Origin of the sequence: Streptomyces sp. JH14, from assembly GCF_029428675.1 — a bacterium.
GTDB lineage: Bacteria > Actinomycetota > Actinomycetes > Streptomycetales > Streptomycetaceae > Streptomyces.
The window spans coordinates 2,748,878-2,772,420 of the sequence record NZ_JAJNEL010000001.1; the positions used below are offsets into that span (position 1 = coordinate 2,748,878).

16 protein-coding genes and 1 tRNA gene are annotated in these 23,543 nt (G+C 70.2%); 10 read left to right on the forward strand and 7 right to left on the reverse strand.

All coding sequences use genetic code 11. From position 1 onward, the window contains the following. Positions 1–34: 34 nt before the first annotated feature. The gene (locus LRD69_RS12240; RefSeq protein ID WP_277326604.1) at positions 35–610 is read left to right on the forward strand and encodes a TetR/AcrR family transcriptional regulator; all 576 of its coding nucleotides are present in this window, start codon (positions 35–37) and stop codon (positions 608–610) included. Here LRD69_RS12240 and mfd read toward each other — a convergent pair. From mfd to LRD69_RS12255, 3 genes are all read right to left on the reverse strand, one after another. Continuing rightward, positions 588–4,118, reverse strand: a complete 3,531-nt coding sequence (gene mfd / locus LRD69_RS12245; RefSeq protein ID WP_277326605.1) for a transcription-repair coupling factor — start codon at positions 4,116–4,118, stop codon at positions 588–590. The two genes, LRD69_RS12240 and mfd, sit on opposite strands and share 23 nt — an antisense overlap. Before the next feature lie 306 nt (positions 4,119–4,424). Next, positions 4,425–7,010, reverse strand: a complete 2,586-nt coding sequence (locus LRD69_RS12250; RefSeq protein ID WP_277326606.1) for an ABC transporter permease — start codon at positions 7,008–7,010, stop codon at positions 4,425–4,427. After that, positions 7,007–7,795 carry an ABC transporter ATP-binding protein gene (locus tag LRD69_RS12255; protein ID WP_277326607.1) on the reverse strand — a complete coding sequence of 263 codons (789 nt, stop codon included), beginning with the start codon at positions 7,793–7,795 and terminating at the stop codon, positions 7,007–7,009. The genes LRD69_RS12250 and LRD69_RS12255 overlap by 4 nt, the downstream gene beginning before the upstream one ends. A 533-nt stretch (positions 7,796–8,328) precedes the next feature. On the opposite strand from LRD69_RS12255, the gene LRD69_RS12260 reads away from it, so the two are divergent. The 3 genes from LRD69_RS12260 to LRD69_RS12270 all read left to right on the forward strand — a co-directional run bounded on the left by LRD69_RS12260 (position 8,329) and on the right by LRD69_RS12270 (position 12,085). Continuing rightward, positions 8,329–9,831 (forward strand): MFS transporter, encoded by a 1,503-nt coding sequence (locus LRD69_RS12260; protein ID WP_277329709.1) that lies wholly within the window; start codon positions 8,329–8,331, stop codon positions 9,829–9,831. 149 nt (positions 9,832–9,980) lie between these two features. Then, positions 9,981–10,466 carry a DUF485 domain-containing protein gene (locus tag LRD69_RS12265; RefSeq protein WP_277326608.1) on the forward strand — a complete coding sequence of 162 codons (486 nt, stop codon included), beginning with the start codon at positions 9,981–9,983 and terminating at the stop codon, positions 10,464–10,466. Then, positions 10,463–12,085 (forward strand): cation acetate symporter, encoded by a 1,623-nt coding sequence (locus LRD69_RS12270; RefSeq protein WP_277326609.1) that lies wholly within the window; start codon positions 10,463–10,465, stop codon positions 12,083–12,085. Before LRD69_RS12265 ends, LRD69_RS12270 begins: the two co-directional genes overlap by 4 nt. Before the next feature lie 118 nt (positions 12,086–12,203). Here the strand turns inward: LRD69_RS12270 and LRD69_RS12275 are convergent, their stop codons facing one another. From LRD69_RS12275 to LRD69_RS12285, 3 genes are all read right to left on the reverse strand, one after another. Then, complete coding sequence (locus LRD69_RS12275) at positions 12,204–13,097, reverse strand: cellulose-binding protein (RefSeq protein WP_277326610.1); 894 nt, start codon at positions 13,095–13,097, stop codon at positions 12,204–12,206. 186 nt (positions 13,098–13,283) lie between these two features. Continuing rightward, positions 13,284–15,836 (reverse strand): SUKH-4 family immunity protein, encoded by a 2,553-nt coding sequence (locus tag LRD69_RS12280; RefSeq protein ID WP_277329710.1) that lies wholly within the window; start codon positions 15,834–15,836, stop codon positions 13,284–13,286. Positions 15,837–15,841: 5 nt separating this feature from the next. Beyond that, entirely contained in the window at positions 15,842–16,819 is a 978-nt protein-coding gene (locus LRD69_RS12285; RefSeq protein WP_277329711.1) for an SMI1/KNR4 family protein, read from the reverse strand. A gap of 301 nt (positions 16,820–17,120) precedes the next feature. On the opposite strand from LRD69_RS12285, the gene LRD69_RS12290 reads away from it, so the two are divergent. Next, positions 17,121–17,642, forward strand: a complete 522-nt coding sequence (locus LRD69_RS12290) for a YwqJ-related putative deaminase (protein ID WP_277326611.1) — start codon at positions 17,121–17,123, stop codon at positions 17,640–17,642. A gap of 10 nt (positions 17,643–17,652) precedes the next feature. Then, entirely contained in the window at positions 17,653–18,201 is a 549-nt protein-coding gene (locus tag LRD69_RS12295; RefSeq protein WP_277326612.1) for an SUKH-3 domain-containing protein, read from the forward strand. 105 nt (positions 18,202–18,306) lie between these two features. Here the strand turns inward: LRD69_RS12295 and LRD69_RS12300 are convergent, their stop codons facing one another. Next, positions 18,307–19,623 (reverse strand): histidine kinase, encoded by a 1,317-nt coding sequence (locus LRD69_RS12300; protein WP_277326613.1) that lies wholly within the window; start codon positions 19,621–19,623, stop codon positions 18,307–18,309. A gap of 155 nt (positions 19,624–19,778) precedes the next feature. Between LRD69_RS12300 and LRD69_RS12305 the strand changes: the two genes are divergently transcribed. From LRD69_RS12305 to LRD69_RS12320, 4 genes are all read left to right on the forward strand, one after another. Beyond that, positions 19,779–20,639, forward strand: coding sequence for a hypothetical protein (locus LRD69_RS12305; protein ID WP_277326614.1), 861 nt, complete (start codon positions 19,779–19,781; stop codon positions 20,637–20,639). Positions 20,640–20,663: 24 nt separating this feature from the next. Continuing rightward, positions 20,664–20,735 (forward strand) — tRNA-Gln (locus tag LRD69_RS12310). Positions 20,736–20,844: 109 nt separating this feature from the next. Further along, positions 20,845–22,293, forward strand: a complete 1,449-nt coding sequence (gene glmU / locus LRD69_RS12315) for a bifunctional UDP-N-acetylglucosamine diphosphorylase/glucosamine-1-phosphate N-acetyltransferase GlmU (protein ID WP_277326615.1) — start codon at positions 20,845–20,847, stop codon at positions 22,291–22,293. 119 nt (positions 22,294–22,412) lie between these two features. After that, positions 22,413–23,387: a ribose-phosphate diphosphokinase gene (locus tag LRD69_RS12320; protein ID WP_267004755.1), complete on the forward strand. Its 975-nt coding sequence runs from the start codon at positions 22,413–22,415 to the stop codon at positions 23,385–23,387. The last annotated feature ends 156 nt before the right edge of the window (positions 23,388–23,543 follow it).

The following is a 23,543-nucleotide window of genomic DNA, read 5'->3' on the forward strand; positions in this document are numbered from 1 at the left end:
TGTCAATGACTAGATTCCGCGTACTGTGCTGTCCATGAGCAGCGAGCGCACCTACCACCACGGCGACCTGCGACGGGCCGTCCTCACCGCCGCACTCGACGTCATCCGCACCGAGGGCCCCGGCGCCCTGAGCCTGCGCGACCTGGCCCGCCGCGCCGGCGTCTCCCACGCCGCCCCCGCCCACCACTTCAAGGACCGCACGGGCCTGCTCACCGCCATCGCCGCCGAGGGGTACGGGCTCTTCGCCGACGCCCTCGCCGACGCTCCGGACCTGCGGGAGAGGGGCGTGCGCTACGTACGGTTCGCGACCGGCCACCCGGCGCACTTCCAGGTGATGTTCCAGCCGGAGCTCCACCGCCCGGACGACCCGGAACTCCTCGCGGCGAAGGCCCGCGCGGCGCAGGCGCTGCGCGCGGGGGTCACCGGCCTCGCCGCCGAGGGGCGCGGTGACGACCCGCGGCTCGCCGGCATCGCCGCCTGGTCCCTCGCCCACGGCTACGCCACCCTGCTCCTGAGCGGCAATCTGGACGACCCGCTGGGCGACCGGAACTCCGAGGAGGTGTTCCGGTCGCTCGCCGGGCTGCTGTTCAGGACCCCAGAATCGTCGTGAGGAACTCCCCGGTCCACGCCAGCAGTTCGCGGCCGACGACCGGCTTGCCGCCGATCTTTCCCGTGGTCGGGCGCGGCACCAGGATCTGGTGGAGGGCCGGCTTGATCACCGTCTTCGGGTAGAGGCGCTTCAGCCGCAGCTCCTGCGACTCGCGCAGCTCCACCGGGGCGAACCGGATGTTCGGGCCCTGGAGCACGATGTCGCCGACACCACAGGCGCGGGCGAGCATCCGCAGGCCCGCGACCAGGAGGAGGTTCTCGACCGGCTCCGGGAGTTTGCCGTAGCGGTCGGTGAGTTCCTCGCGGACGGCCTTGATGTCGTCCTCCGTGGTGGCGGACGCGATCGCGCGGTACGCCTGCAGGCGCAGGCGCTCTCCGGGGGCGTAGTCGTGCGGGACGTGCGCGTCGACCGGGAGCTCGATCTTGACCTCCAGCGGCGGCTCCTCCTCGACACCGCCTTCGAGCGAGGCCCGGTAGTCGGCGACGGCCTCGCCGACCATGCGGACGTACAAGTCGAAGCCGACGCCCGCGATATGGCCGGACTGCTCGCCGCCCAGGAGGTTTCCGGCGCCGCGGATCTCCAGGTCCTTCATGGCCACGTACATGCCCGCGCCCATCTCGGTGTGCTGGGCGATCGTGGCCAGGCGCTCGTGGGCCGTCTCCGTGAGGGGCTTCTCCGGCGGGTACAGGAAGTACGCGTAGCCGCGCTCGCGGCCACGGCCGACACGGCCGCGCAGCTGGTGGAGCTGGGAGAGACCGAAGTTGTCGCCGCGCTCCACGATCAGGGTGTTGGCGTTGGAGATGTCGATGCCGGACTCGACGATCGTCGTGGAGACGAGCACGTCGAACTTCTTCTCCCAGAAGTCGACGACGACCTGCTCCAGGGCCTGCTCCGACATCTGCCCGTGCGCCGTCGCGATCCGGGCCTCGGGGATGATCTCGCGCAGTCGCGCGGCCGCACGGTCGATGGACTCGACACGGTTGTGGATGTAGAACGCCTGCCCCTCACGCAGCAGTTCACGGCGGATGGCGGCACCGATCTGCTTCTCCTCGTACGGCCCGACGAAGGTCAGGACCGGGTGGCGCTCCTCGGGAGGGGTGGTGATCGTCGACATCTCGCGGATGCCGGTGACGGCCATCTCGAGCGTCCGGGGGATCGGCGTCGCGGACATGGTCAGGACATCGACGTTGGCCCGCAGCTTCTTCAGCTGCTCCTTGTGTTCGACGCCGAACCGCTGCTCCTCGTCGACGATGACCAGCCCCAGGTCCTTGAACTTCGTCTCCGACGAGAACAGGCGGTGGGTGCCGATGACCAGGTCGACCGAGCCCTCGCGCAGGCCCTCCAGGGTCACCTTCGACTCGGAGTCGGACTGGAAGCGGCTGAGCGCCCGCACATTGACCGGGAATTGGGAGTAGCGCTCGGTGAACGTGCCGTAGTGCTGCTGGACCAGGAGCGTCGTGGGGACGAGGACGGCCACCTGCTTCCCGTCCTGCACCGCCTTGAACGCGGCGCGCACCGCGATCTCCGTCTTGCCGTAACCGACGTCGCCGCAGATCAGCCGGTCCATCGGAACCGACTTCTCCATGTCCTCCTTCACCTCGGCGATCGTGGTGAGCTGGTCCGGCGTCTCCGCGTACGGGAACGCGTCCTCCAGTTCGCGCTGCCACGGGGTGTCGGGGCCGAAGACATGGCCGGGCGCCGCCATCCGCGCCGAGTACAGCTTGATCAGGTCGGCGGCGATCTCCTTGACGGCCTTCTTGGCGCGCGCCTTGGTCTTCGTCCAGTCGGCACCGCCGAGCCGGTGCAGCGTGGGTGCCTCGCCACCGACGTACTTGGTCACCTGCTCCAGCTGGTCCGTCGGGATGTAGAGGCGGTCGCCGGGCTGGCCGCGCTTGGCGGGGGCGTACTCGACGAGGAGGTACTCACGGGTGGCGCCCTGCACCGTGCGCTGCACCATCTCGATGTAGCGGCCCACGCCGTGCTGCTCGTGGACGATGTAGTCGCCCGTCTCCAGCGTCAACGGGTCGATGGTCTTGCGGCGGCGGGCCGGCATCCGGCCCAGGTCCTTGGTGGCGGTGCGCTGACCGGTCAGGTCGGTCTCGGTGAGCACGGCGAGCTTCAGCACCGGGTCCACGAAGCCGTGGTCGATCGCACCGCACGAGACATGGACGACGGACGGCGCGATCTCCGCCAGGTCCGGGTCGAGACGGGCCGCGATGCCTTCGCCGCCGAGCACCTCGACGGTACGGGACGCGAGGCCCTGCCCCTCGGTGACGTACACCGTGCGCCAGCCGTCGGCGAGCCAGCCCTTGGTGTCGGCGAGCGCCCGCGCGGTGTCGCCGCGGTACGACTCCGGGGCGTGCATCGCAAGCTTCAGGGTGTCCTCGTCGAGCTCGGCGTCGGCCGCGAACGGCGAGACCGACCACCACATCATGTTCAGCTCACGGGCCCGGTCGCGGACGTCGGCGATCCCCCACAGGGAGGCCGCGCCGACATCGATGGGGGCCTCGCCGCCACCGGCCGTCGCCGCCCACGACGCCTGCAGGAACTCCTGGCTGGTGGCGACCAGGTCCGCCGCCCTGGTGCGGACCCGCTCCGGGTCGCAGACCAGCGCCATCGAACCCTTCGGCAACACGTCGAGCAGCAGCTCCATGTCGTCGACGAGGACCGGTGCGAGGGACTCCATGCCCTCCACCGCGATCCCTTCGGCGATCTTGCCGAGCAGCTCGCCCAGTTCCGGGTGGAGTTCGGCGAGCGCGGCGGCCCGTTCGCGCACCTCGTCGGTCAGCAGCAGCTCGCGGCAGGGCGGCGCCCACAGCCCGTGCTCGGCGATCTCCAGCGACCGCTGGTCGGCGATCTTGAAGTAGCGGATCTCCTCGACGTCGTCGCCCCAGAACTCCACCCGCAGGGGGTGCTCCTCGGTCGGCGGGAAGACATCCAGGATGCCGCCGCGGACGGCGAACTCGCCGCGCTTCTCGACCAGTTCGACCCGGGAGTACGCGGCTGCCGCCAGCGCATCGACGGTCTTGCCGAGATCGGCGGCCTGACCGATGCGCAGCGCCACGGGCTCCAGGTCGCCGAGCCCCTTGACCTGCGGCTGCAGCACGGAGCGCACCGGCGCGACGACGACGCTCACCGGGCCGGTCTCCGGGTCGTCGGCCCTCGGGTGCGCGAGCCGCCGCAGCACGGCCAGGCGGCGGCCCACCGTGTCCGAGCGCGGTGAGAGCCGCTCGTGCGGCAGGGTCTCCCAGGACGGGAACTCGGCGATGCTGTCCGGCGGCAGCAGCGTCCGCAGGGCCGCGGCCAGGTCCTCGGCCTCCCGCCCGGTCGCGGTCACGGCAAGCACCGTCCGCCCGGCCTCACGGGCCAGCGCGGCCACGGCGAAGGGGCGGGCGGCGGGCGGGCCGACGAGGTCGACATGCATGCGGTGGCCGTCGGTGGCGGCCTTCACCGCTTCGGCGAGTGCCGGGTCACGTACGACGGCATCCAGCAGACCGTGCAGGCTCATGAAGCGCTTCCGTCCGGGTTACGAGGGCGAGGTTCCGGCAGCCGGCTGCTGCCAGGGGGCAACGCGAAGGGCCCGACACGTATCACGGGCCGGGGGTTCCCAGCGTACGACTCCCCTGTGACACCCGCGCCCGCAATCCGGCCCACCGGGCCGGATTGCGGCGCCGCCGGCACGTCCGCCTTCACCTGGGTGAACAAGTTTTCTCCCGGCGGGACGGCGCGCCGGGAGCCGCAACGCGTCCGGCCCCGGGGTGTTTGGAGGAACACCCCGGGGCCGGATCCGTCATCCTACGTGGACCTGCGCCCGCTATTCGGTCGCGATCGCGTTCAGCACGTTCATCCGGCCCGCACGGAACGCCGGGACCAGGGCCGCGAACAGGCCGACGAAGGCCGAGCCGACGAAGACCGTGAGAATCGTCGGCCACGGGATCTCCAGGACCTGGAGGCCCTCCAGGGCCAGCAGCTTCTGGGCCGCCGTGCCCCAGCCCATGCCCAGGCCGAGGCCGAGCAGGGCTCCGAAGAGGGCGATGACCACCGACTCCAGGCGGATCATGCGGCGCAGCTGGCGGCGGGAGAGGCCGATGGCGCGCAGCAGACCGATCTCACGGGTCCGCTCGACCACCGACAGGGCCAGGGTGTTCACCACACCGAGCACCGCGACGATGATCGCGAGCGCCAGCAGACCGTAGACGATGTTCAGCAGCTGGCCGATCTGGTCCTTCAGGTCCTGCTTGAAGTCGGCCTGGTTCTGCACGCTGTACTGCGGGTACGCGGCGAGCGCGTCCTTGAGGGCGGCGTACGCCTCCTTCTCCTTGCCGTCCTGCGCCTCGGCGAACATGAGCATGTTCTTCGGCATCCTGTCGGCAGGGACGTACTTCTCGGCGGTCGTGATGTTGATGTACATCGCGCCCTTGTCGACGTTCGTGTCGTCCGAGGTGATCGCGGCGACCCTCAGCTTCGCCGTCTCCCCGTCCTTGAACGCGACGGTGATCCGGTCGCCGACCTCGACCTTGTGCCGGGTGGCGTACGCGTCGCCGACCGACATGGCGTCCTTGCCGTAGGCATCGGCCAGGTTCCCGGAGACCGTCTCCCGGCGCAGGTCTTCCTTGTACGTCGGGTCCGCGGCGACGACACCCTCGTCCTCGACCGCGCCGTCGGGGGCGGTGAGCTTGGCACCGACCGACTTGTAGTGGGTGATGTGCTCGATACCCGGGACGGCCTCCAGCGCCTTCGCGGCCTGCGGCACGATCGGCTGGGGCGGGTTGCCGCTCGGCTGGACGATGAAGTCCACACCGACCGACCTGTCGAGCTCCTCGGTCGCCGAGGCGACCATCGACGAGCCGACGACGGAGAGGCAGGCGACCAGCGCGAGGCCGATCATCAGGGCCGCTCCGGTCGCTCCGGTACGCCGCGGGTTGCGCAGCGCGTTGCGCTCCGCCATCCGTCCGACCGGGCCGAACATCCGCAGCACCACCGTGCTGAGCACCCGGACCACGAAGCCGGCCAGCAGCGGGCCGATCACGATGAAGCCGATCAGGGTGAAGACCACACCCACACCGAGGAAGAGCGATCCGTCGGTCGCCTCGTCGGCCTGCGCCGCGGTGTACAGGGCGGCGCCACCGGCGGCCGTGAGGACCAGACCGATCAGGGCCCGTACCCGGCCGGCGCGCCCGTCCGCCGGGGTTCCGGCGTCGCGCAGGGCGGCCATCGGGGAGATCTTCCCGGCCCGGCGGGCCGGGACGTACGCGGCGACGACGGTGACGATGACGCCGAGCGCCAGGCCGATCACCGGGGTCGTCCAGGCGACGGTGAGGTCGTTGGTGGACAGCTCCATGCCCATGGCGCCCATGAGCTTCATCAGCCCGACGGCGAGTCCGATGCCCGCGCCGACACCGAGGACCGAGCCGACGATGCCGAGGAACAGCGCCTCGACCAGCACGGACCTGTTGACCTGCCTGCGGCTGGAGCCGATGGCCCGCATCAGGCCGATCTCACGGGTGCGCTGGGCGACCAGCATCGAGAAGGTGTTGACGATGAGGAAGATGCCGACGAGGAAGGCGATCCCGGCGAAGCCGAGCATCGCGTACTTCATCACGTCGAGGAAGGAGCCCATCGAGTCCTTGTTGGCGTCCGCGGCCTCCTGCTGGGTCTGGAGCTTGTACGCGGCGCTGTCGCCGAGGGCGGCGGCGACGTTCTTCTTCAACTGCGTGTCACTGACACCGGGTTCGGCGGTGACGGAGATGTGGGTGAAGACATCGGGCTTGCCGAGCAGCTTGGTCTGCGCGGTGGCGGTGTCGAGGTAGACGACGGCCGCACCCGGGTTGGTGACCTTGAACGAGGCGATACCGCTGATTCTCGCCCTGATGTCGCCGGTGACGGCGATGGTGCGCAGCTCGTCACCGATCTTCAGGTGGTGCTTGTCCGCGGTGTCGGCGTCGACCATGACCTCGGTCGGTCCGCGCGGTGCGTGGCCGGAGGTGATCTCCATCGAACGCAGGTCGTTCTGCGTCCAGTTGCCCGCGATCGTCGGGGCGCCGGTCGAGGAGCCCATGTTCTTGTCGTGGCTGTCGACGACGGTGACGGACATGCTGGTGACCGCGCCCTCGGCGGTCTTCACCCCGTCCGCCTTCCCGGCCTGCTCGACGGCGGCTGCCGGCAGGGAGACCGGCTTGCCGCTCTGCGGCATGTCGTCGGCGCCCTGCGCGTTCCTGGGGCTGACGGTGACATCGGCCGAGGTCGCCGCGAACAGCTTGTCGAACGTGGTGTTCATCGTGTCGGTGAAGACGAGCGTGCCGCACACGAACGCCACCGACAGCAGGACCGCGACGGCGGAGAGCGCCATCCGCCCCTTGTGCGCGAAGAAGTTGCGCACCGAGGTCTTCCAGATGGTCATGACGTCCGCCCGCGTGCGTCGAAGTCCTTCATGCGGTCGAGGACCTGGTCGGCCGTCGGGTTCTGCATCTCGTCGACGATGCGCCCGTCCGCGAGGTACAGCACCCGGTCCGCGTAGGAGGCGGCCACCGGGTCGTGGGTGACCATGACGATGGTCTGGCCCAGCTCGTCGACGGACTTGCGCAGGAAGGTCAGCACCTCGGCGCCGGCCCGCGAGTCCAGATTCCCGGTGGGCTCGTCACCGAAGATGATCTCCGGCCGGGCGGCGAGTGCCCGGGCCACCGCGACCCGTTGCTGCTGGCCGCCGGACAGCTCCGTGGGCCGGTGCTTCAGCCGGTCGGCGAGGCCGACCGTCTCCACGACCTGCCGCAGCCAGCCGGCGTCGGGCCTACGGCCCGCGATGTCCATCGGCAGCGTGATGTTCTCCAGCGCATTGAGCGTCGGAAGCAGGTTGAACGCCTGGAAGATGAAGCCGATCCGGTCCCGGCGCAGCTGGGTGAGCTTCTTGTCCTTGAGCTTGGTGATCTCGGTCTCGTCGAGATGGATCTCGCCCGAGGTCACCGTGTCCAGACCGGCCAGGCAGTGCATCAGGGTCGACTTGCCGGAGCCGGACGGCCCCATGATCGCCGTGAACTGCCCGCGGACGATGTCCACATCGACATGGTCGAGCGCCACGACCCGGGTCTCCCCGGCCCCGTACGCCTTGACGACCTGCCGCGCCCGCGCAGCGACGGCCGTACGCCCTCCAGTGCCCCCGTGCCTGGGAATGGTTACAGCCGTTGTCACGGTGATTCTCCTTGTGTCGGTCGATGCCTGTACGGCAGTTGATGCCGGTTGCGCCGGGTCGGACCCGGATGGCGGGCCGTGCCCGGAACGTCGTGGTGTACGCACTGAGTCTCGCGTCCGGAGGCGGTCCGGCGCGCTGGTGCCCAGTGCAGTCCTGGAGTGGGGTTTTCCCCACCCCGCCCCCTGCGGTCAGCCGCAATTGCGGCGTAGAACCACGTTAGGGAACCGCCTCCCGGCCCCACGTCCTCCGCCGGGAGGAACCGTCCCTGGGCAGAAGTGAGGAGCTACCCCTAGGGGTCTGCGCCCCCGGGTGGAGGCGACTCTCAGGGACTCCACCCGGAGGTGGCGGCGGACCGTTCCGCCGCCCCGGCGCCGCAGCAGGTGAGACAGTGTCCCCGGGAAAGTACGTGCATAGGGAAGGGATCTTTGTGAACGGCGCGGGCGGCGGTACCGAAGCGATCTCCGGGTCCGGACTGGATCCGGCACCCTCCCCCACCGCGTCCCGGGGCCGCGGCCCGGTCGTGGCCGCGCTGATGCTCGGCATGGCCCTGGCGGCGATCGACGGCACCATCGTCTCCACCGCCGTCCCGCAGATCGTCGGCGATCTCGGCGGCTTCGCCGTCTTCTCCTGGCTCTTCTCCGGCTATCTGCTGGCCGTCACCGTCACCCTGCCGGTCTACGGCAAGCTCTCCGACACCTTCGGCCGCAAACCGGTCCTGATCGCCGGCATCGTCCTGTTCCTCGCCGGCTCGGTCCTGTGCGCCGCCGCCTGGAGCATGGCCGCCCTGATCGCCTTCCGCGTCGTCCAGGGACTCGGCGGCGGCGCGCTGCAGGGCACGGTCCAGACGATCGCCGCCGACCTCTATCCGCTCAAGGAACGCCCCAGGATCCAGGCCAAGCTGTCCACCGTCTGGGCCACGTCCGCCGTCGCGGGGCCGGTGATCGGCGGACTCCTCGCGGCGTACGCGGACTGGCGCTGGATCTTCCTGATCAATCTGCCGGTCGGGGCGGTCGCCCTCTGGCTGGTCGTACGCCACCTCCAGGAACCCTCCCGCACCCGCCGCGCCCCCGGCGCACCCCGGCCCCGGATCGACTGGGCGGGCGCCCTCGCCGTGTTCGCCACCGGCGCCCTGCTGCTGACCGCGCTCGTGCAGGGCGGTGTCGCCTGGCCCTGGCTGTCGGCGCCGTCGCTCGGCCTGCTGGCCGCGAGCGCCGCCCTGGCCGCACTGACCGTCGTCATCGAGCGGCGCGCCGCCGACCCGGTCATCCCCGGCTGGGTGTGGCGGCGGCGGACCATCGCCTCGGTCAATCTGGCCCTGGGCGCGATGGGCCTGCTGATGGTCGCCCCCACCGTCTTCCTGCCGACGTACGCCCAGTCGGTCCTCGGACTCGGCCCGATCGCCGCCGGTTTCGTGCTCTCCGTGATGACGCTGAGCTGGCCGGTCTCGGCGGCCCTGTCCAACCGGGTCTACAACCGCATCGGGTTCCGCCGTACCGCGATCATCGGCATGGGCGCCGCCCTGCTGATCCTGCTGTCCTTCCCGCTGCTGCCGTATCCCGGCGAACCGTGGCAGCCCGCCCTGATCATGCTGCTGCTGGGTGCGGCGCTGGGGCTGTTCCAACTGCCCCTGATCGTGGGGGTCCAGTCGACGGTCGGCTGGTCCGAACGCGGTACGACGACGGCCTCCGTACTCTTCTGCCGGCAGGTCGGCCAGAGCCTGGGCGCCGCGCTGTTCGGGGCCGTCGCCAACGGCGTCCTCGCGAACCGGCTCACCGACGCGCCCGTCGCCGGACTGCCCGGCGACCTCGATGCGATCTCCCACGCGCTGGACGACCCGGGGGCGATCTCCGCCGCGGCAACGGACTATCTGCGGCGGGCCGTCGACGCGGCCGTCGACCAGGTCTACCTCGGGGCCGCGGCGGCCGCGGCGGTGGCTCTGCTGGTGCTGGTCTTCGTGGCGCCGCGGCGCTTCCCGGTCCTTGCCGAGGACACCGACGCCACCACCGAGAGCGCCGCCAAAGCACCACGGGACTAGACATCTGAAGGGTTACCGTAGGTAGTTTCGGCCAACCCCTCCCCAGCGGAGATACTCGCTAGTAACGTACGCGCTTCCAACAGCGCGCACACGCGCTTCTGCCTTGCAGTCCTTCCCCGGGCCCGAGCCATGCAAGGAGCAGCACCCTCATGTCGTACGAGCCTCCGCACGCCTCCCCCTCCCAGCCGCCGCACCGCCCCCGGTACCAGCCCCGCCACCAACGGCCGCAGCCCTCCCACCGGCCCCAGTACCAGCCTCCCCAGGACCCCGACTTCCTGCTGCCCTGGCAGAGTTCGGCGCCCGCGACCCCACGCCGGTGGCCGAATCCGCCCGTCACCCCCGTCCCCGCCCCCGGCCACCACAGCGACGTGCGCAGACTGCGCGCCGCCTACCGCATACTGCGGCGCGGCGCGACGCTCACCGCGCTCGGTTTCTTCACGCTCTTCCTCCTGCTGTCCGGCTTCGCACCGGGTCTGATGACCCACCCCCTCGGCGGCGGCCTCACCACCGGGCTCGCGCTCGGACTGTGCCAGCTCCCGGTGACCCTGCTCGCGATCGCCCTGTACGAACGGACCGCCCGGCGCACGGTCGATCCGCTCTCCGCCGAACTCCGCAGAACAGGAGGGACCCGATGAACGGATTCAACGAGTCCGCAGAGACGATGTCCCTGGTGGCGTTCATCGCCGTGGCCACCGTCACCCTGCTGCTCTGCGTGATGACCGGCCCGGACCGCGACGACCTCGACGAGTTCTACACCGGCTACCGCTCGCTCTCACCGATCCGCAACGGTCTCGCCATCGCCGGCGACTACCTCTCCGCCGCCACCCTCCTCGGCACCACCGGAATCATCGCCCTCACCGGATACGACGGGCTCGTGCTCGCCCTGAGCACCGCCCTCTCGCTCGTCCTGCTGATGTTCCTGCTGGCCGAACCCCTGCACAATGCGGGCCGGTTCACCATGGGCGACATACTCACCCGCCGCGCGCCCGGCCGCGCGGTCCGCATCGCCGCCTGTGGAGTCACCCTCGCCGCACTCGTCCCCCTGATGGTCGTACAGCTCGCGGGCAGCGGTGACCTGCTCGCGTTCATCCTGGGATTCGACAACTCCGGGTTCCGCACCGGCGCGATCATCGTGCTCGGAATCGTGATGATCAGCTATGCGGCGATCGGCGGAATGAAGGGCACCGCCCTCATCCAGATCCTCAAGACGGTCTTCCTCGTCGCCGCCTGCCTCACCATCGCCGTACTCGTCATGAACCGCTACGACTGGTCCACCGGCGCACTCCTCGCAGCAGCACAGCACGGCAGCGGCGCCGGGGCCGCCTACCTCCACTCGGGGCTCCAGTTCGGCGGCAGCGGACTCGACATGGTCAGCTCCGAACTGACCGTGGTGCTCGGCGCCGCCTGCCTGCCGCACATCACCATGCGCATGTCGAGCGGCCGCAGCGCACAGGACGTCCGCCGCTCCCTGTCCTGGGCGATCTCCGTGGTCGTCGGACTCTGCCTGCTGCTCACCGTGATCGGCTTCGGCGCCGCGGCGCTCGTCGGCCACGACCTGATCGTCGCCGCCGGAGCCCAGGGCAACGGCGCGATCCTGCAGGTCAGCGGGGCGGTCGCGGGCAGCAGTGGGCTCGGCGCACTGGTCGTCACGACCATGACGACAGCCATCTTCCTGACGCTGCTCGCCTCCGTCGCCGGCATGATCCTGGCCTGCGCGAACTCCCTCGCCCACGACCTGTTCGCCCACGGGCTGCACGGAACACGCAACCGGAACAAGGAACCGGTCGCGGGCCGCATCGAAATGGGCACGGCGCAAGGAGCCGCAGTCGCCGTCGGCCTGCTCGCGATCACTCTCGCGGTCCTCGCCCGGCACTGGAACCTCCAGGCGATGGTGACGCTCTCCTTCTGCGTCGGGGCGTCGGCACTGGCTCCCGCGCTCGTCTACAGCATGTTCTGGCGGCGCTACACCCGTACGGGCCTGCTCTGCACCCTCATCGGCGGCACCACCGCCGTATTCGTCCTGATCACCGGCACCAACCTGGTCTCCGGTTCCCCCGGCGCCGTCTTCCCCGGACACGACTTCAACTGGTTCCCGTTCACCACGACGGGCCTCGTCTCCATCCCGGTCGGCTTCCTGGCGGGCTGGCTGGGCACCGTACGCAGCCGGCGCACGGCCACCGAGGAACGCAGCCAGTACGAAGCCGTCGAACCGTGGATCCTGGCAGGCGCACCCCCGGCAGCGGCACGCCGCTGACCACCGCGCACCCGTGCACGGACCGGACGGGACCGGCCCACGCGCGGATCCCGTCCGCTCGGTCCCGCGACATCCGGCACCGCAACACCCGGCCCCGGGGCGCTCGATCCCGGGGCGCTCAGTCCCCCACCTGAGCCCCACGCCCGGTGAGCGCCGCGAGAGAGTTCCGTACATGCGTCATGTGCGCCTGGACCTCCTCGCGGCCCTCCTCGTGCTCCCGCAGGACCCGCTCCGTCTCCCGAACCACGCGCTCCTCACGCACCCGCGCCGCCGCGATCAGCTCCGCACCCTGCGCCTCGGCGTCCTCCTGGCCGTGCCGCGCCGCCTCCACCGTCTCCGCCAGCGCACGCCGCGCCTCGGCCAGACGGGCCTCCGCCTGCTCGGTCAGCGCGTCGAGGCGCACGGCCTGCGCCGCCTCGGCGTCGGAAAGCTCACGCTCGGCCGCCTGCCACCGCTCGCTGTGCTCCTGCTCCTGATGGGCCAGCACGCCCGCGGTGCGGCGGCGCGTCCCGGACATCGCGGCCTCCGCCTCGTCGCGCACCTCCGCAGCACCCGTGCGGGCCGCGGCAAGCATCTCGTCGGCGCTCCGCTGCGCGGCCGACACCGTCCGGTCGGCCTGCGCCTCGGCACCCGACCGGATCGCGTCGGAGTCCGCACGGGCCGAGTCGCGAAGCGCACGCCCAGCCGCAGCCGCCGCGTCCCGCAGCACCTGCGCCTCCTCCAGCGCGGAACTGCGGACCGCTTCCGCCTCCCCCTCGGCGAGCGACAGGATCTCCTGCGCCCGCTCACCGAGCGAGTCGTACGTCGGCGGAGCGAGCACAGCCACGGCCTCGGCCAGCCGGGCCGACTCGGCCTCCAGCTCCTCGGCCCGCGCGGTCAGCCGGGACAGCATCGCCCACGCCGCATCCCGCTCCGCCGACAGACCGGCCACGGTCCCGTCCACCTGCTCCGGGCGGTAGCCACGTCCGCGCACCGCGACGAAGCCATGCGCGGACACCGGTGCAGCACTCATCCTTGACGCCTCTCTCCGACTCTCCGACCACCAAGCAATACGCCAAGGATGCGGCAATTAGCCGAGAAGTCCGAATCGTTTCGCTTCTTTCCGGACGGAAGCGACGGGTCTCACAGGACCGGCACGCACACAGAAAGGCGCCCGGCCCCTCACGGGGTCCGGGCGCCTCTCACACAGAACAGCAGGTCAGATCAGGCCGTCCCACATCTGCTCCAGCAGAACCGACCACCAGCTCTCCGGCGACGCCAGCGCCGCCGCGTCCAGCGCCACCAGCTGCGCCTGGAAATCGACCGTCCAGCGACCCGCCTGCTCCGGATTCAGACCGAAACGCAGCCGCCACATCCGGCCCAGCAGCGCCATCGAACGCACGAACTCCGGCAGCCCGGTGTTCACGAACTGCGGCGGCACCGACTGCCCACCGGGACCCGCCTCGACCGGCACGGCCACGATGTTCGCCGTGCCGTACTGCACACAGATCGCCCGCCCGAAGTCGGACCCCATGACGAGATACGACCCCGCATCGGCAGCCGGCTGCACCTGCCGCTGCACAGCCAGCTCCGCCAGCGTCGGCACGACCGGCTGACCCGGCTGCGCCCAGAAGAACGGCCCGAAGTCGGCGGGCAGACCCGCCCACACCAACGTCCGCGCCACGATCTCCGGCACCCCCTGCCGGGACACCGCACGCTGATCGAAACGGAGCACACCCTGCGGCCCGAAGGACTGCAGCAGCTCCTCCGCGACGGCCTCCGGTGGGATCGGCATCGTCGGCGGCATCTGCGGCAACGGGGCCCGCACCGGCGCCGGCCGCGCCGGACCGTCCGCCACCTGGTGCAGCTCGCCCTGGTGCGTGAGCAGATGCTGCATGCCCTGCTGACGGCTGGCGTGATCGGTGCCGTACGGAGCCACGCTGGTGATCCGGACCTGTGGCCAGGTCTCCCGGATCATCCGCGCGCAGTAGCCACCGGGCAGCTCGCACGACTCCAGCTCGGTGTGCAGCTCGATGACCTGCTGCGGCGGCACATTCATGGCCCGCAGCTCGTGCAGCATCTGCCACTCGGGGTGCGGGGTGCCGGGCGCCGAGCGGCGGATCAACTGCTGCTCGCTGCCGTCGGGCGCGCGAAAACGCAGCACGGCCTGGTACCCGGGGCCGACGGTCGGCTGACCCGCCTGTGCCTGCGGATAGCCGTACGCCGGGGGCGGCGGGGTGTGCGGATTCGGCGGTACGGGACCGGCGGCGCCGACCGGCGGCACCCCGGGCGCACCGGGCGGACCCGGAGGCTGCGGAGCGGCCGGCCCGGCCTGGCCGGGACCCGCGAGCATCGTGGCGGCATGGTGCACACCGCCACCGGGCGGCGACGGGGGCGGCAGCGTGGAACCGGGCGGGCCGGAAGGCTGCGGAACACCGGGCGCACCGGGCGGACCCGGAGGCCGCGGCGCACTCGGACCACCCAGGCTCGGATCGGCCAGCACGGTCGCAGCGTGGTCGAAACCGCCACCGGGCGGCGGCGTCGAACCAGGAGGAACGGGCGGGCCGGAAGGCTGCGGAACACCGGGCGCACCCGGCGGACCCGGAGGCCGCGGCGCACTCGGACCACCCGGACCCGGATCGGCCAGCATCGTCGCGGCCTGGTCGAAACCGCCACCGGGCGGCGGCGTCGGACCAGGAGGAGCAGCAGGGGCAGGCGGCCCGGGAGGACCGGGCGGCTGAGGCGCACCCGGCGGACCGGCCTGCGAGACAAGCTGCGTCGGCACATAACCGCCCGCCGGAACACCGGGCGCACCCGGCCCCGAAGGCGGCGGCACCGGCGCACCCGGCCGGGCACCCGGCGTACCGGGAGCACCCGGCGGCGGCGGAGCCGTCGGACCGCCCCCACGCGCACCACGCGGCGGCCGCACGGCCTTGCTGGTCGCCGCATCCGCGATGTCACCGCTCCCAGGACCGGCCGGCGCACCAGGACCCGGCGCACCCGGACCCTGCGGATTCAGCCCCGGAGCCACCGCCGTCCGCGGCAGCTGACTACCGCCGGACATCAGCGCGGTCGGCGCATCCGCCGACACCGCCGGCGGCGGAGCGCCTTCGTCATCGGCGCCCGAGAGCGGCGGCGCGAACACCGTCGCCGGCAGCTCGACCGCCCCGTCGTCGGAGTCCGCATTGGTGTCGGTCCCCGCCCACGGCGTCGACCCGCTCGGCGACGACGCCGGAACACCGTCCTGCGCCGTCGGCTCGTACGCGACCGGCCCACCAGGAGCCGACCACGGCGTCCCACCCGACGGCGCCCCCGAAGCATCCACAGCCTGAGGAGAAGCGGAGGAAGAAGACGGAGAAGGAGAGGGAGCCTCCCCCGAACGCTCCGCCCGGCGATCCGGAATCCCGAGCTTGTCCGCCGCCTCCTGGAGCCACTCCGGCGGACTCAACAGGAACGACGTCTGATTCAGATCGACACGCTGCGGCGGCTCCGGAGCCACCGGCGCCGCATCGACCGCGCCGTACTCCTCCTCGTACCGCCGTATCACCTCACCCACCGGCAACCCCGGCCACAACGTGGCCTCACCGCTGTCCCGCGCGATCACCAACCGCTGCCGGCCACCGTCCGAGACCGGACCCTCCGCACGGTCCTCGGCCCACACCACGAAACCCAGCTCGAACTCACGGACCCGCACCTCACGATGCTGATACGCGGGCACCTCACCGTTGACCCACTCGTCCGCCCGCTCCTGCGCCTGCGCGAAGGTCACCATCGCGCTCACCCCTCCACCGGGACGGCGTACGCAAAGCCACCGTCCACCATCAGGTTCGCCACGGTCTCCAACTCCGGCGGATTGCCCGCCAACCGCTGCAGAAACGCGTCGAAGTCCGCACCGCACGGCAGCAACAGCCGGTCCACGCGCTCCTGCACACCCCAGCCGTCCCGATCCCGGGCATCGTCATACGCACAGAACCAGACCGAACCGACCCCGTCGCCCCGGACCTTCAGCGCGAGAATGCCGCCCTGAACGAAACCGACCCCCAGATAATCCTTGGTCAGATGGTCCCGCAGGCACTTGTTCACATACACCAGGTCATTCACCGCGGCCTCATCGCGCACCGTGAAGAACGGCTGGTCGACCAGGAGACCCAGCTCCGCATACAACGCCGCACCGACCGGAGCCGAACCACCCGCCGCCTTCAAGAACGAGCGATACGCACCCGGCAGCCGATACCCCAGATCCTCCTCCACACCCAGGATCTGCTGCTCACCGACCGCCACCGACCCCTTCGGAAGCCGGAAGTGCGCAGGCCGGGTCTCCTGCAGCGGACGCGTACCCCGCTTGTTCTGATCGACCGCAGCCGTGGCCAGACCACCGTGATGCCGCAGCAACGCCTTGACCTCGACCGGAACGAGCTCCATCCGCCGGCCGCCCGGCACGTGATGCCAGGTCCAACCATGCGGAGTGGCCACCGCCGGAATCGTGTCCCACAACTCATGACCGGCCGCCGCCAACGCCGCATTGGCCGAAACGTAATCGGTGAGCCTCAACTCATCCACGCCGAAGCCCTGCGGAGGCTCCGCTATCTCGGCGGCGGCACGCGCATACGGCGCGAAAACCGGACAGCCGTTCTCGTCCACGCGCACACCCCTCGGGTGGCGCGACGCCCGGACCGGATCCGGGAAGTGCACGACCTGCCCGGCATAGGCCGCGTTCGGTGGCGCGGCTTGCTGCCCGAGCCGACCTGTCGTCATGGCGGTTGCCCCCTGCTGCGTCTGACCGATGAGGACCGACCTGCCCATGGGGGCGGTCCACGCACAGCCTATGCGGTGGCGCAACAGGGGGTCCCGCCCCTCCACTTCACCCCCATCCCGATCACGAACCGTCACGAGCCGGTGACGGAAAAGCGACGGTCCGGCCACTCCCCGCGACACGCAGACACGTTTCACCGCCCCAGCTTCCCCACCACCTGGCACATTTGGCAGGCTGTCACCGCAACCCGGGGACGTGCACACCTGCAGCTGCCGCTGCGGGCACGGGAGGGACATCCACACCATGCACACAACACAAACAGTCACATCCGGGGACCCGCGCCTCAGCTGGAGCAGCACCGAGATCAGCCGCACACCCCGCCTGCACCACCGCCGCGACGGCATCCTGCCCGCCGTGGCCGCAGCGCTGTCCGTCCGCGGCGAGACACTGACCTGCACAGCGGGCAAAGGCGACCAACCGCCCGTACTCCACCCGCTCGTCCAGGACTTCCTCGACACCCTCACCAGCAACCAGCGCGAACGCTTCACCGGCCGCTGCCCCGAAGCCATACTGCTCTCCCGACAACTCACCGCCGCCGAAACCGAACGGTCCAAGCGCGCCCAGCGCAAACCGCTCACCAACGGCGAAGCCCGCCGCGCACTCAAACACGCACGGCTCACCGCACGCCGCATCCGCGAGGACGGCGACCCCCTGCACGGCAGCTACGCACCACCCTGCCGCTCCTGCACGGCGATGCTCGCCCACTTCGGCGTACGCCCCGTCGACCTCACCACCAGCGCGGCAACCACCGCCGAGAAGGGCTGATCGCGCGCCGATGCACGACCGAACCGACCAACCCGACCTGCCCGAACAGGCCGACCGCACCACCCACGCGGACCGCACCGCCACGACCACCCGCTTCCCCGCCGACGTCGACGCCGCCCTGCGCACAGCAGGCTGGCAGCCCGGCCGCTGGGACATCCGGCAAGCAGAGGAATGGGCCGACGCACTGCGCGCCCACGCCTCCCCCGCCGGCCACCAGCACGCAGTCTTCCCCGCAGCCGTCGAGGCATGGGCCGAATTCGGCGGCCTGCACATCACCGCCGCCGCACCCGGGCGGCACATCGCCCCCGCCTCCGTACACATCGACCCACTCAGCGCCCTGCACATGGCCCGCACACTCGCCGACCTCGGACGAGCACTGGAAACCGAAGTCAGCCCGCTCGGTGAAGAAGGCGACGGACAGGCAGTCCTCGCCATCGACATCGAAGGACGCGTCTACAGCATCGACCACACCGGGGACTGGTACCTCGGCGCCGGCATCGACGAAGCACTGGCAACGCTGGTCGGAGGAATCCAGCCGGAACGGCTGACGACTGGCTGAACCACACCCCGGGCGGGCGCGACGACAGACCACGCCCGCCCGGCCGGCCACCCCGCCCGACGGGCCCGACAGGCCGCCCCGACCCCGCACAACCCCCGTCGCCCGCTACACCGGCCCCTGATCCGGCAGCACCGCCGAAACCCGGAAACCACCCGCGTCCGTCGGCCCCGACACGAACACACCCCCCAGACCCAGCACCCGCTCCCGCATCCCCACCAGACCGTTACCACCGCTCGGCAGCCCCGCATCCGCCGCAGCGCCGTCCGACGGGCCGTTCTCCACCTGCATCGCAACCTCCGAACCACGATGCGCCAACCGCACCCACGTCCTCGCACCCGCCGCATGCTTGTGGACGTTCGTCAAAGCCTCCTGCACCACCCGGTACGCCGTCTGCTCCACCTCCGGCGCATACGGACGCACCTCACCGTCCACCGACAGCTCCACCGTCATCCCCGCCGCCCGGGACTGCCCGACCAGCACTTCCACCTCACGCAAACGCGGCCCGTCCTCCACAGCCGCCGCAGCCGCCGCAGCCGCCGCCCGGCCCACCGCCGCCAACGGCACCCGCGCCACCCGAGCCACCGCCGGATCACCCGTACGCAACACACCCAGCATCTCGCGCAACTCGGTCAACGCCTGCCGACCCATATCGCCGACCAACGCCGCGTTCCGCACCGCCTTCGCCGGATCCTTCGGCGCCACCGCCTGCAGCGCCGCCGCATGCACCACCATCAAGCTCACCCGGTGCGCCACCACATCGTGCATCTCCCGCGCAATCCGCGTCCGCTCCTCCGTGCGCGCCCACTCCGCCCGCTCCTCCGCCCGATCCGCGAGCAGCGACAACTCCCGCTCCAACGAATCCGCCCGCTCCCGCAAGCTCTCCATCAGCCGGCGCCGCGCCCCTATGTAAAGACCGAACAGCACCGGCGGGGCCGTCAGCCCCAACGACATCAGAAGGGACAGCACCGGCACGTACCAGTCACCGTGCCCCAGGTCCCCGGCGTGCACCGAGACACTCTGCTGCAACCGCACGTACGCGACGATGAACGTGCCCACCAAGGACATCCCCGTCAGCACCGCGGTGATCCTGCGCGGCACATCCGACGCGGCCAGCGTGTACAGACCGACCAGGCCCATCAGATAGCCCATCTCCGCAGGCGTCGTCGCGATCGAGACCAGCACCACGGCGATCGGCCAGCGCCGCCGCACCACCAGCACGGACCCTGCGAACAGCCCGAACACCACCCCGAAAGGCACCGGCACCCCGGCGTCCCCCGCGAAACGCACCCCCTCCAACACGCACTCCACCGCGGACAGCAGCGCCAGCCACACATCCAGGACGACACTGCGCCGTCGCTCCCACCACCCATAGCCGCGAGTGGTCGATCCCGCGCCTTCCCGGTGTTCCCCCGTTGCGGTCATGGCATCCAGACTACGGGCGGCCGCATCCCATTTTTGGGCGACCTGGACAGCACGTACCGCGTTCGAACGGCGACGAAATAAGCGACGATCGCCCGAAATGGCGAATCGACCGCTCATTCGACCCGGGCATCCGCATTCCGGACAACGCTTGATCCGTGACAGACATCACCAGCAAATACGCCGACTTCGAAGGCCTCCGCGAGCAGGCCGTCGCCCTGCGCCGCGAGGGCCTGAGCCTCCGGCAGATACGCGATCGGCTCCACGTCCACAACAACGACATCCTGAGCCGCCTGGTAAAGGGGGAACCCGCGCCGCAATGGACGAAGCGGCCGAACGCCAAGGACGACCTGCGAGAGAAGGCGCGAGGGCTACGACAGCAGGGCATGACCTACGACCAGATCCAGGTGGAGCTGGGGTGCTCGAAGAGCTCGATCTCGCTGTGGGTGCGAGATCTACCCAAGCCGGAGCCCCGCTACACACCTGCGGAACAACTTGCCCTCATGAACGCCGGCCTGGTCGAGCTGCGCACCTCACGGGAGAAGGAGCGGGAGGAAACCAAGCGCCTCGCGCGCGACGCCGTAGGTGAACTGTCGGACCGGGAACTCTTCCTTGCCGGAGTGACTCTGTACTGGGCCGAAGGCGCCAAGGACAAGACATACAGCAGGCGGGAAAGCCTCCAGTTCATCAACAGCGACCCGAACGTGATCAAGCTCTACCTGCGCTGGCTCGACCTGCTGGAAGTCGCGCGGGACCGCATGCATATGCGAGTGAGCATCCATGAATCGGCGGACATCCCCGGAGCGGAGCGGTTCTGGGCAGAGTTGGCAGGGATCCCTACTTCTGCACTCAAGAAGACGACCCTGAAGAAGCACAACCCGAAGACGACGCGGAAGAACACCACGGAGCGCTACCGAGGCTGTTTGATCATCTACGTGACCAAAAGCGCCGACATCTATCGTCGCGTAGAGGGGGCCTGGTACGGCATAGTGTTGGGTGCTGATCCAGCGACCAGATGAAAATGTCCGGTTAGTTGGCTTTATTCCCCCGTGGTGTAATTGGCAGCACAGTAGCTTTTGGTGCTATTTGTCCGGGTTCGAGTCCTGGCGGGGGAGCATTCACGTGCGGGCCCCGACCTCACCGGTCGGGGCCCGCACTCATGTCCGCCCCGTACGCCCCCGGTATCCTTCGGGTGTCCACCACCCAAAGCCGAAGGGCACATCTGTGAGCGTCCACAGCCCGGCAGCCGTCGTCGTCCTCGCAGCGGGTGAGGGCACCCGCATGAAGTCGAAGACCCCCAAGGTCCTGCACGAGATCTCCGGGCGCTCGCTCGTCGGACATGTCGTCACCGCCGCCCGCGAACTGGACCCCGAGCACCTCGTCGTGGTCGTGGGCCATGCGAGTGAGCAGGTCACCGCGCATCTCGCCACCGTCGACAGCCAGGTGCGGACGGCCTACCAGGCCGTTCAGGGCGGTACCGGCCACGCCGTTCGCGTCGCGCTCGAAGAGCTCGGCGGCGTCGTCGAGGGCACCGTGATCGTCGTCTGCGGCGACACCCCGCTGCTTTCCGGCGCCACGCTCACCGCGCTCGCGGCCACCCACTCGGCCGACGCCAACGCCGTCACCGTGCTGTCCGCGGAGGTCCCGGACGCCACGGGTTACGGCCGGATCGTCCGTGACGCGGCGAGCGGTGCGGTGACCGAGATCGTCGAGCACAAGGACGCGTCCGACTCCCAGCGCGCGATCCGTGAGATCAATTCCGGCGTGTTCGCGTTCGACGGGCGGCTGCTGGCGGACGCGCTCGGCAAGGTCCGTACCGACAACAGCCAGGGCGAGGAGTACCTCACCGATGTGCTGTCCATCCTGCGTGAGGCCGGGCACCGTGTCGGTGCCTCGGTCGCGGCCGACCACCGCGAGATTCTCGGGATCAACAACCGGGTGCAGCTCGCCCAGGCCCGTGCCCTGCTGAACCAGCGGTTGCTGGAGCGGGCGATGCTGGCGGGCGTGACTGTGGTGGACCCCGCGACGACGTCGATCGATGCCACGGTGACGTACGAGCAGGACGCGATCGTGCATCCGGGTACCCAGCTGCTGGGTACCACGCATCTGGCCGAGGACGCCGAGGTCGGCCCGAACAGCCGGCTGACGGACACGACCGTCCATGCGGGGGCACGTGTGGACAACACGGTCGCGGACGGGGCGGAGATCGGCCCGGGGGCGACGGTCGGTCCGTATGCGTACCTGCGTCCCGGTACGAGGCTCGGCGCGAGGTCGAAGGCCGGTACGTATGTGGAGATGAAGAACACCACGATCGGCGAGGGCACGAAGGTGCCGCATCTGAGTTACGTGGGCGACGCGACGATCGGTGATCACACCAACATCGGTGCCGCGAGCGTCTTCGTGAACTACGACGGTGTGGCGAAGCACCACACGACGATCGGCTCCCACTGCCGGACCGGTTCGGACAATATGTTTGTGGCTCCTGTCACGGTCGGGGACGGCGTGTACACCGCTGCGGGCTCGGTCATCACCAAGGACGTGCCGCCCGGTTCGCTGGCTGTCGCCCGCGGCCAGCAAAGGAATATCGCGGGTTGGGTGGCTCGGAAGCGTCCGGGCAGCGCGGCTGCGCAGGCGGCTGAGGCCGCCGCGCAGGAAGCCGGCGAGGAAAGCTGACCGGAAACGGCTGCGCCGCGCACGGCGTACCGTGATAGATGCTCACCCCATTTCGGCTGGCTCGTTGCACATCGGACACATGCGTGCAGCGCCAGGAACACGTCTGAGGAGACTGTGCTGTGACCGGGATCAAGACGACCGGCGAGAAGAAACTGATGTTCTTCTCCGGCCGCGCCCACCCCGAGCTGGCCGAGGAGGTTGCGCACCAGTTGGGTGTCGGCCTCGTGCCGACGAAGGCCTTCGATTTCGCCAATGGTGAGATCTACGTCCGCTTCCAGGAGTCCGCCCGTGGCGCCGACTGCTTCCTGATCCAGAGCCACACGGCTCCGATCAACAAGTGGATCATGGAGCAGTTGATCATGCTGGACGCGCTGAAGCGCGCGTCGGCCCGTTCGATCACGGTGATCGTGCCGTTCTACGGGTATGCCCGTCAGGACAAGAAGCACCGTGGCCGTGAGCCGATCTCGGCCCGTCTGGTCGCCGATCTGATGAAGACGGCGGGTGCGGACCGCATCCTCACGGTCGATCTGCACACCGACCAGATCCAGGGCTTCTTCGATGGTCCGGTCGATCACCTCTTCGCGCTGCCGATCCTCGCCGACTACGTCGGTGCGAAGGTCGACCGGTCGAAGCTGACGATCGTCTCCCCGGACGCCGGCCGTGTGCGGGTCGCGGACCGTTGGTGCGACCGTCTGGACGCCCCGCTGGCGATCGTGCACAAGCGCCGTGACAAGGACGTCGCGAACCAGGTGACGGTCCACGAGGTCGTCGGTAACGTCAAGGGCCGGGTGTGTGTCCTGGTCGACGACATGATCGACACCGGTGGCACGATCTGTGCCGCTGCCGACGCGCTGTTCGCGCATGGTGCCGAGGACGTCATAGTGACGGCGACGCATGGTGTGCTGTCGGGTCCGGCGGCGGACCGGCTGAAGAACTCGAAGGTCAGCGAGTTCGTGTTCACGGACACGCTGCCGACGCCGGGTGAGCTGGAGCTCGACAAGATCACGGTGCTGTCGATCGCGCCGACGATCGCGCGTGCGGTGCGTGAGGTCTTCGAGGACGGTTCGGTGACGAGCCTCTTCGAGGAGCAGTAAGCAGCACTGCGGAAAAGATCCACTTTGGGTGCGGCCTCCCCGCCGGGTAGACTCAGCGAGTTGCTCGGCGAGGGAGGCCGTACTCATGGGTACGGCGGTCCGTTATCGACGCGCTCTTCGTAGCAGGCCTGTCGTGGGCCGGGTGACCATCCCGTT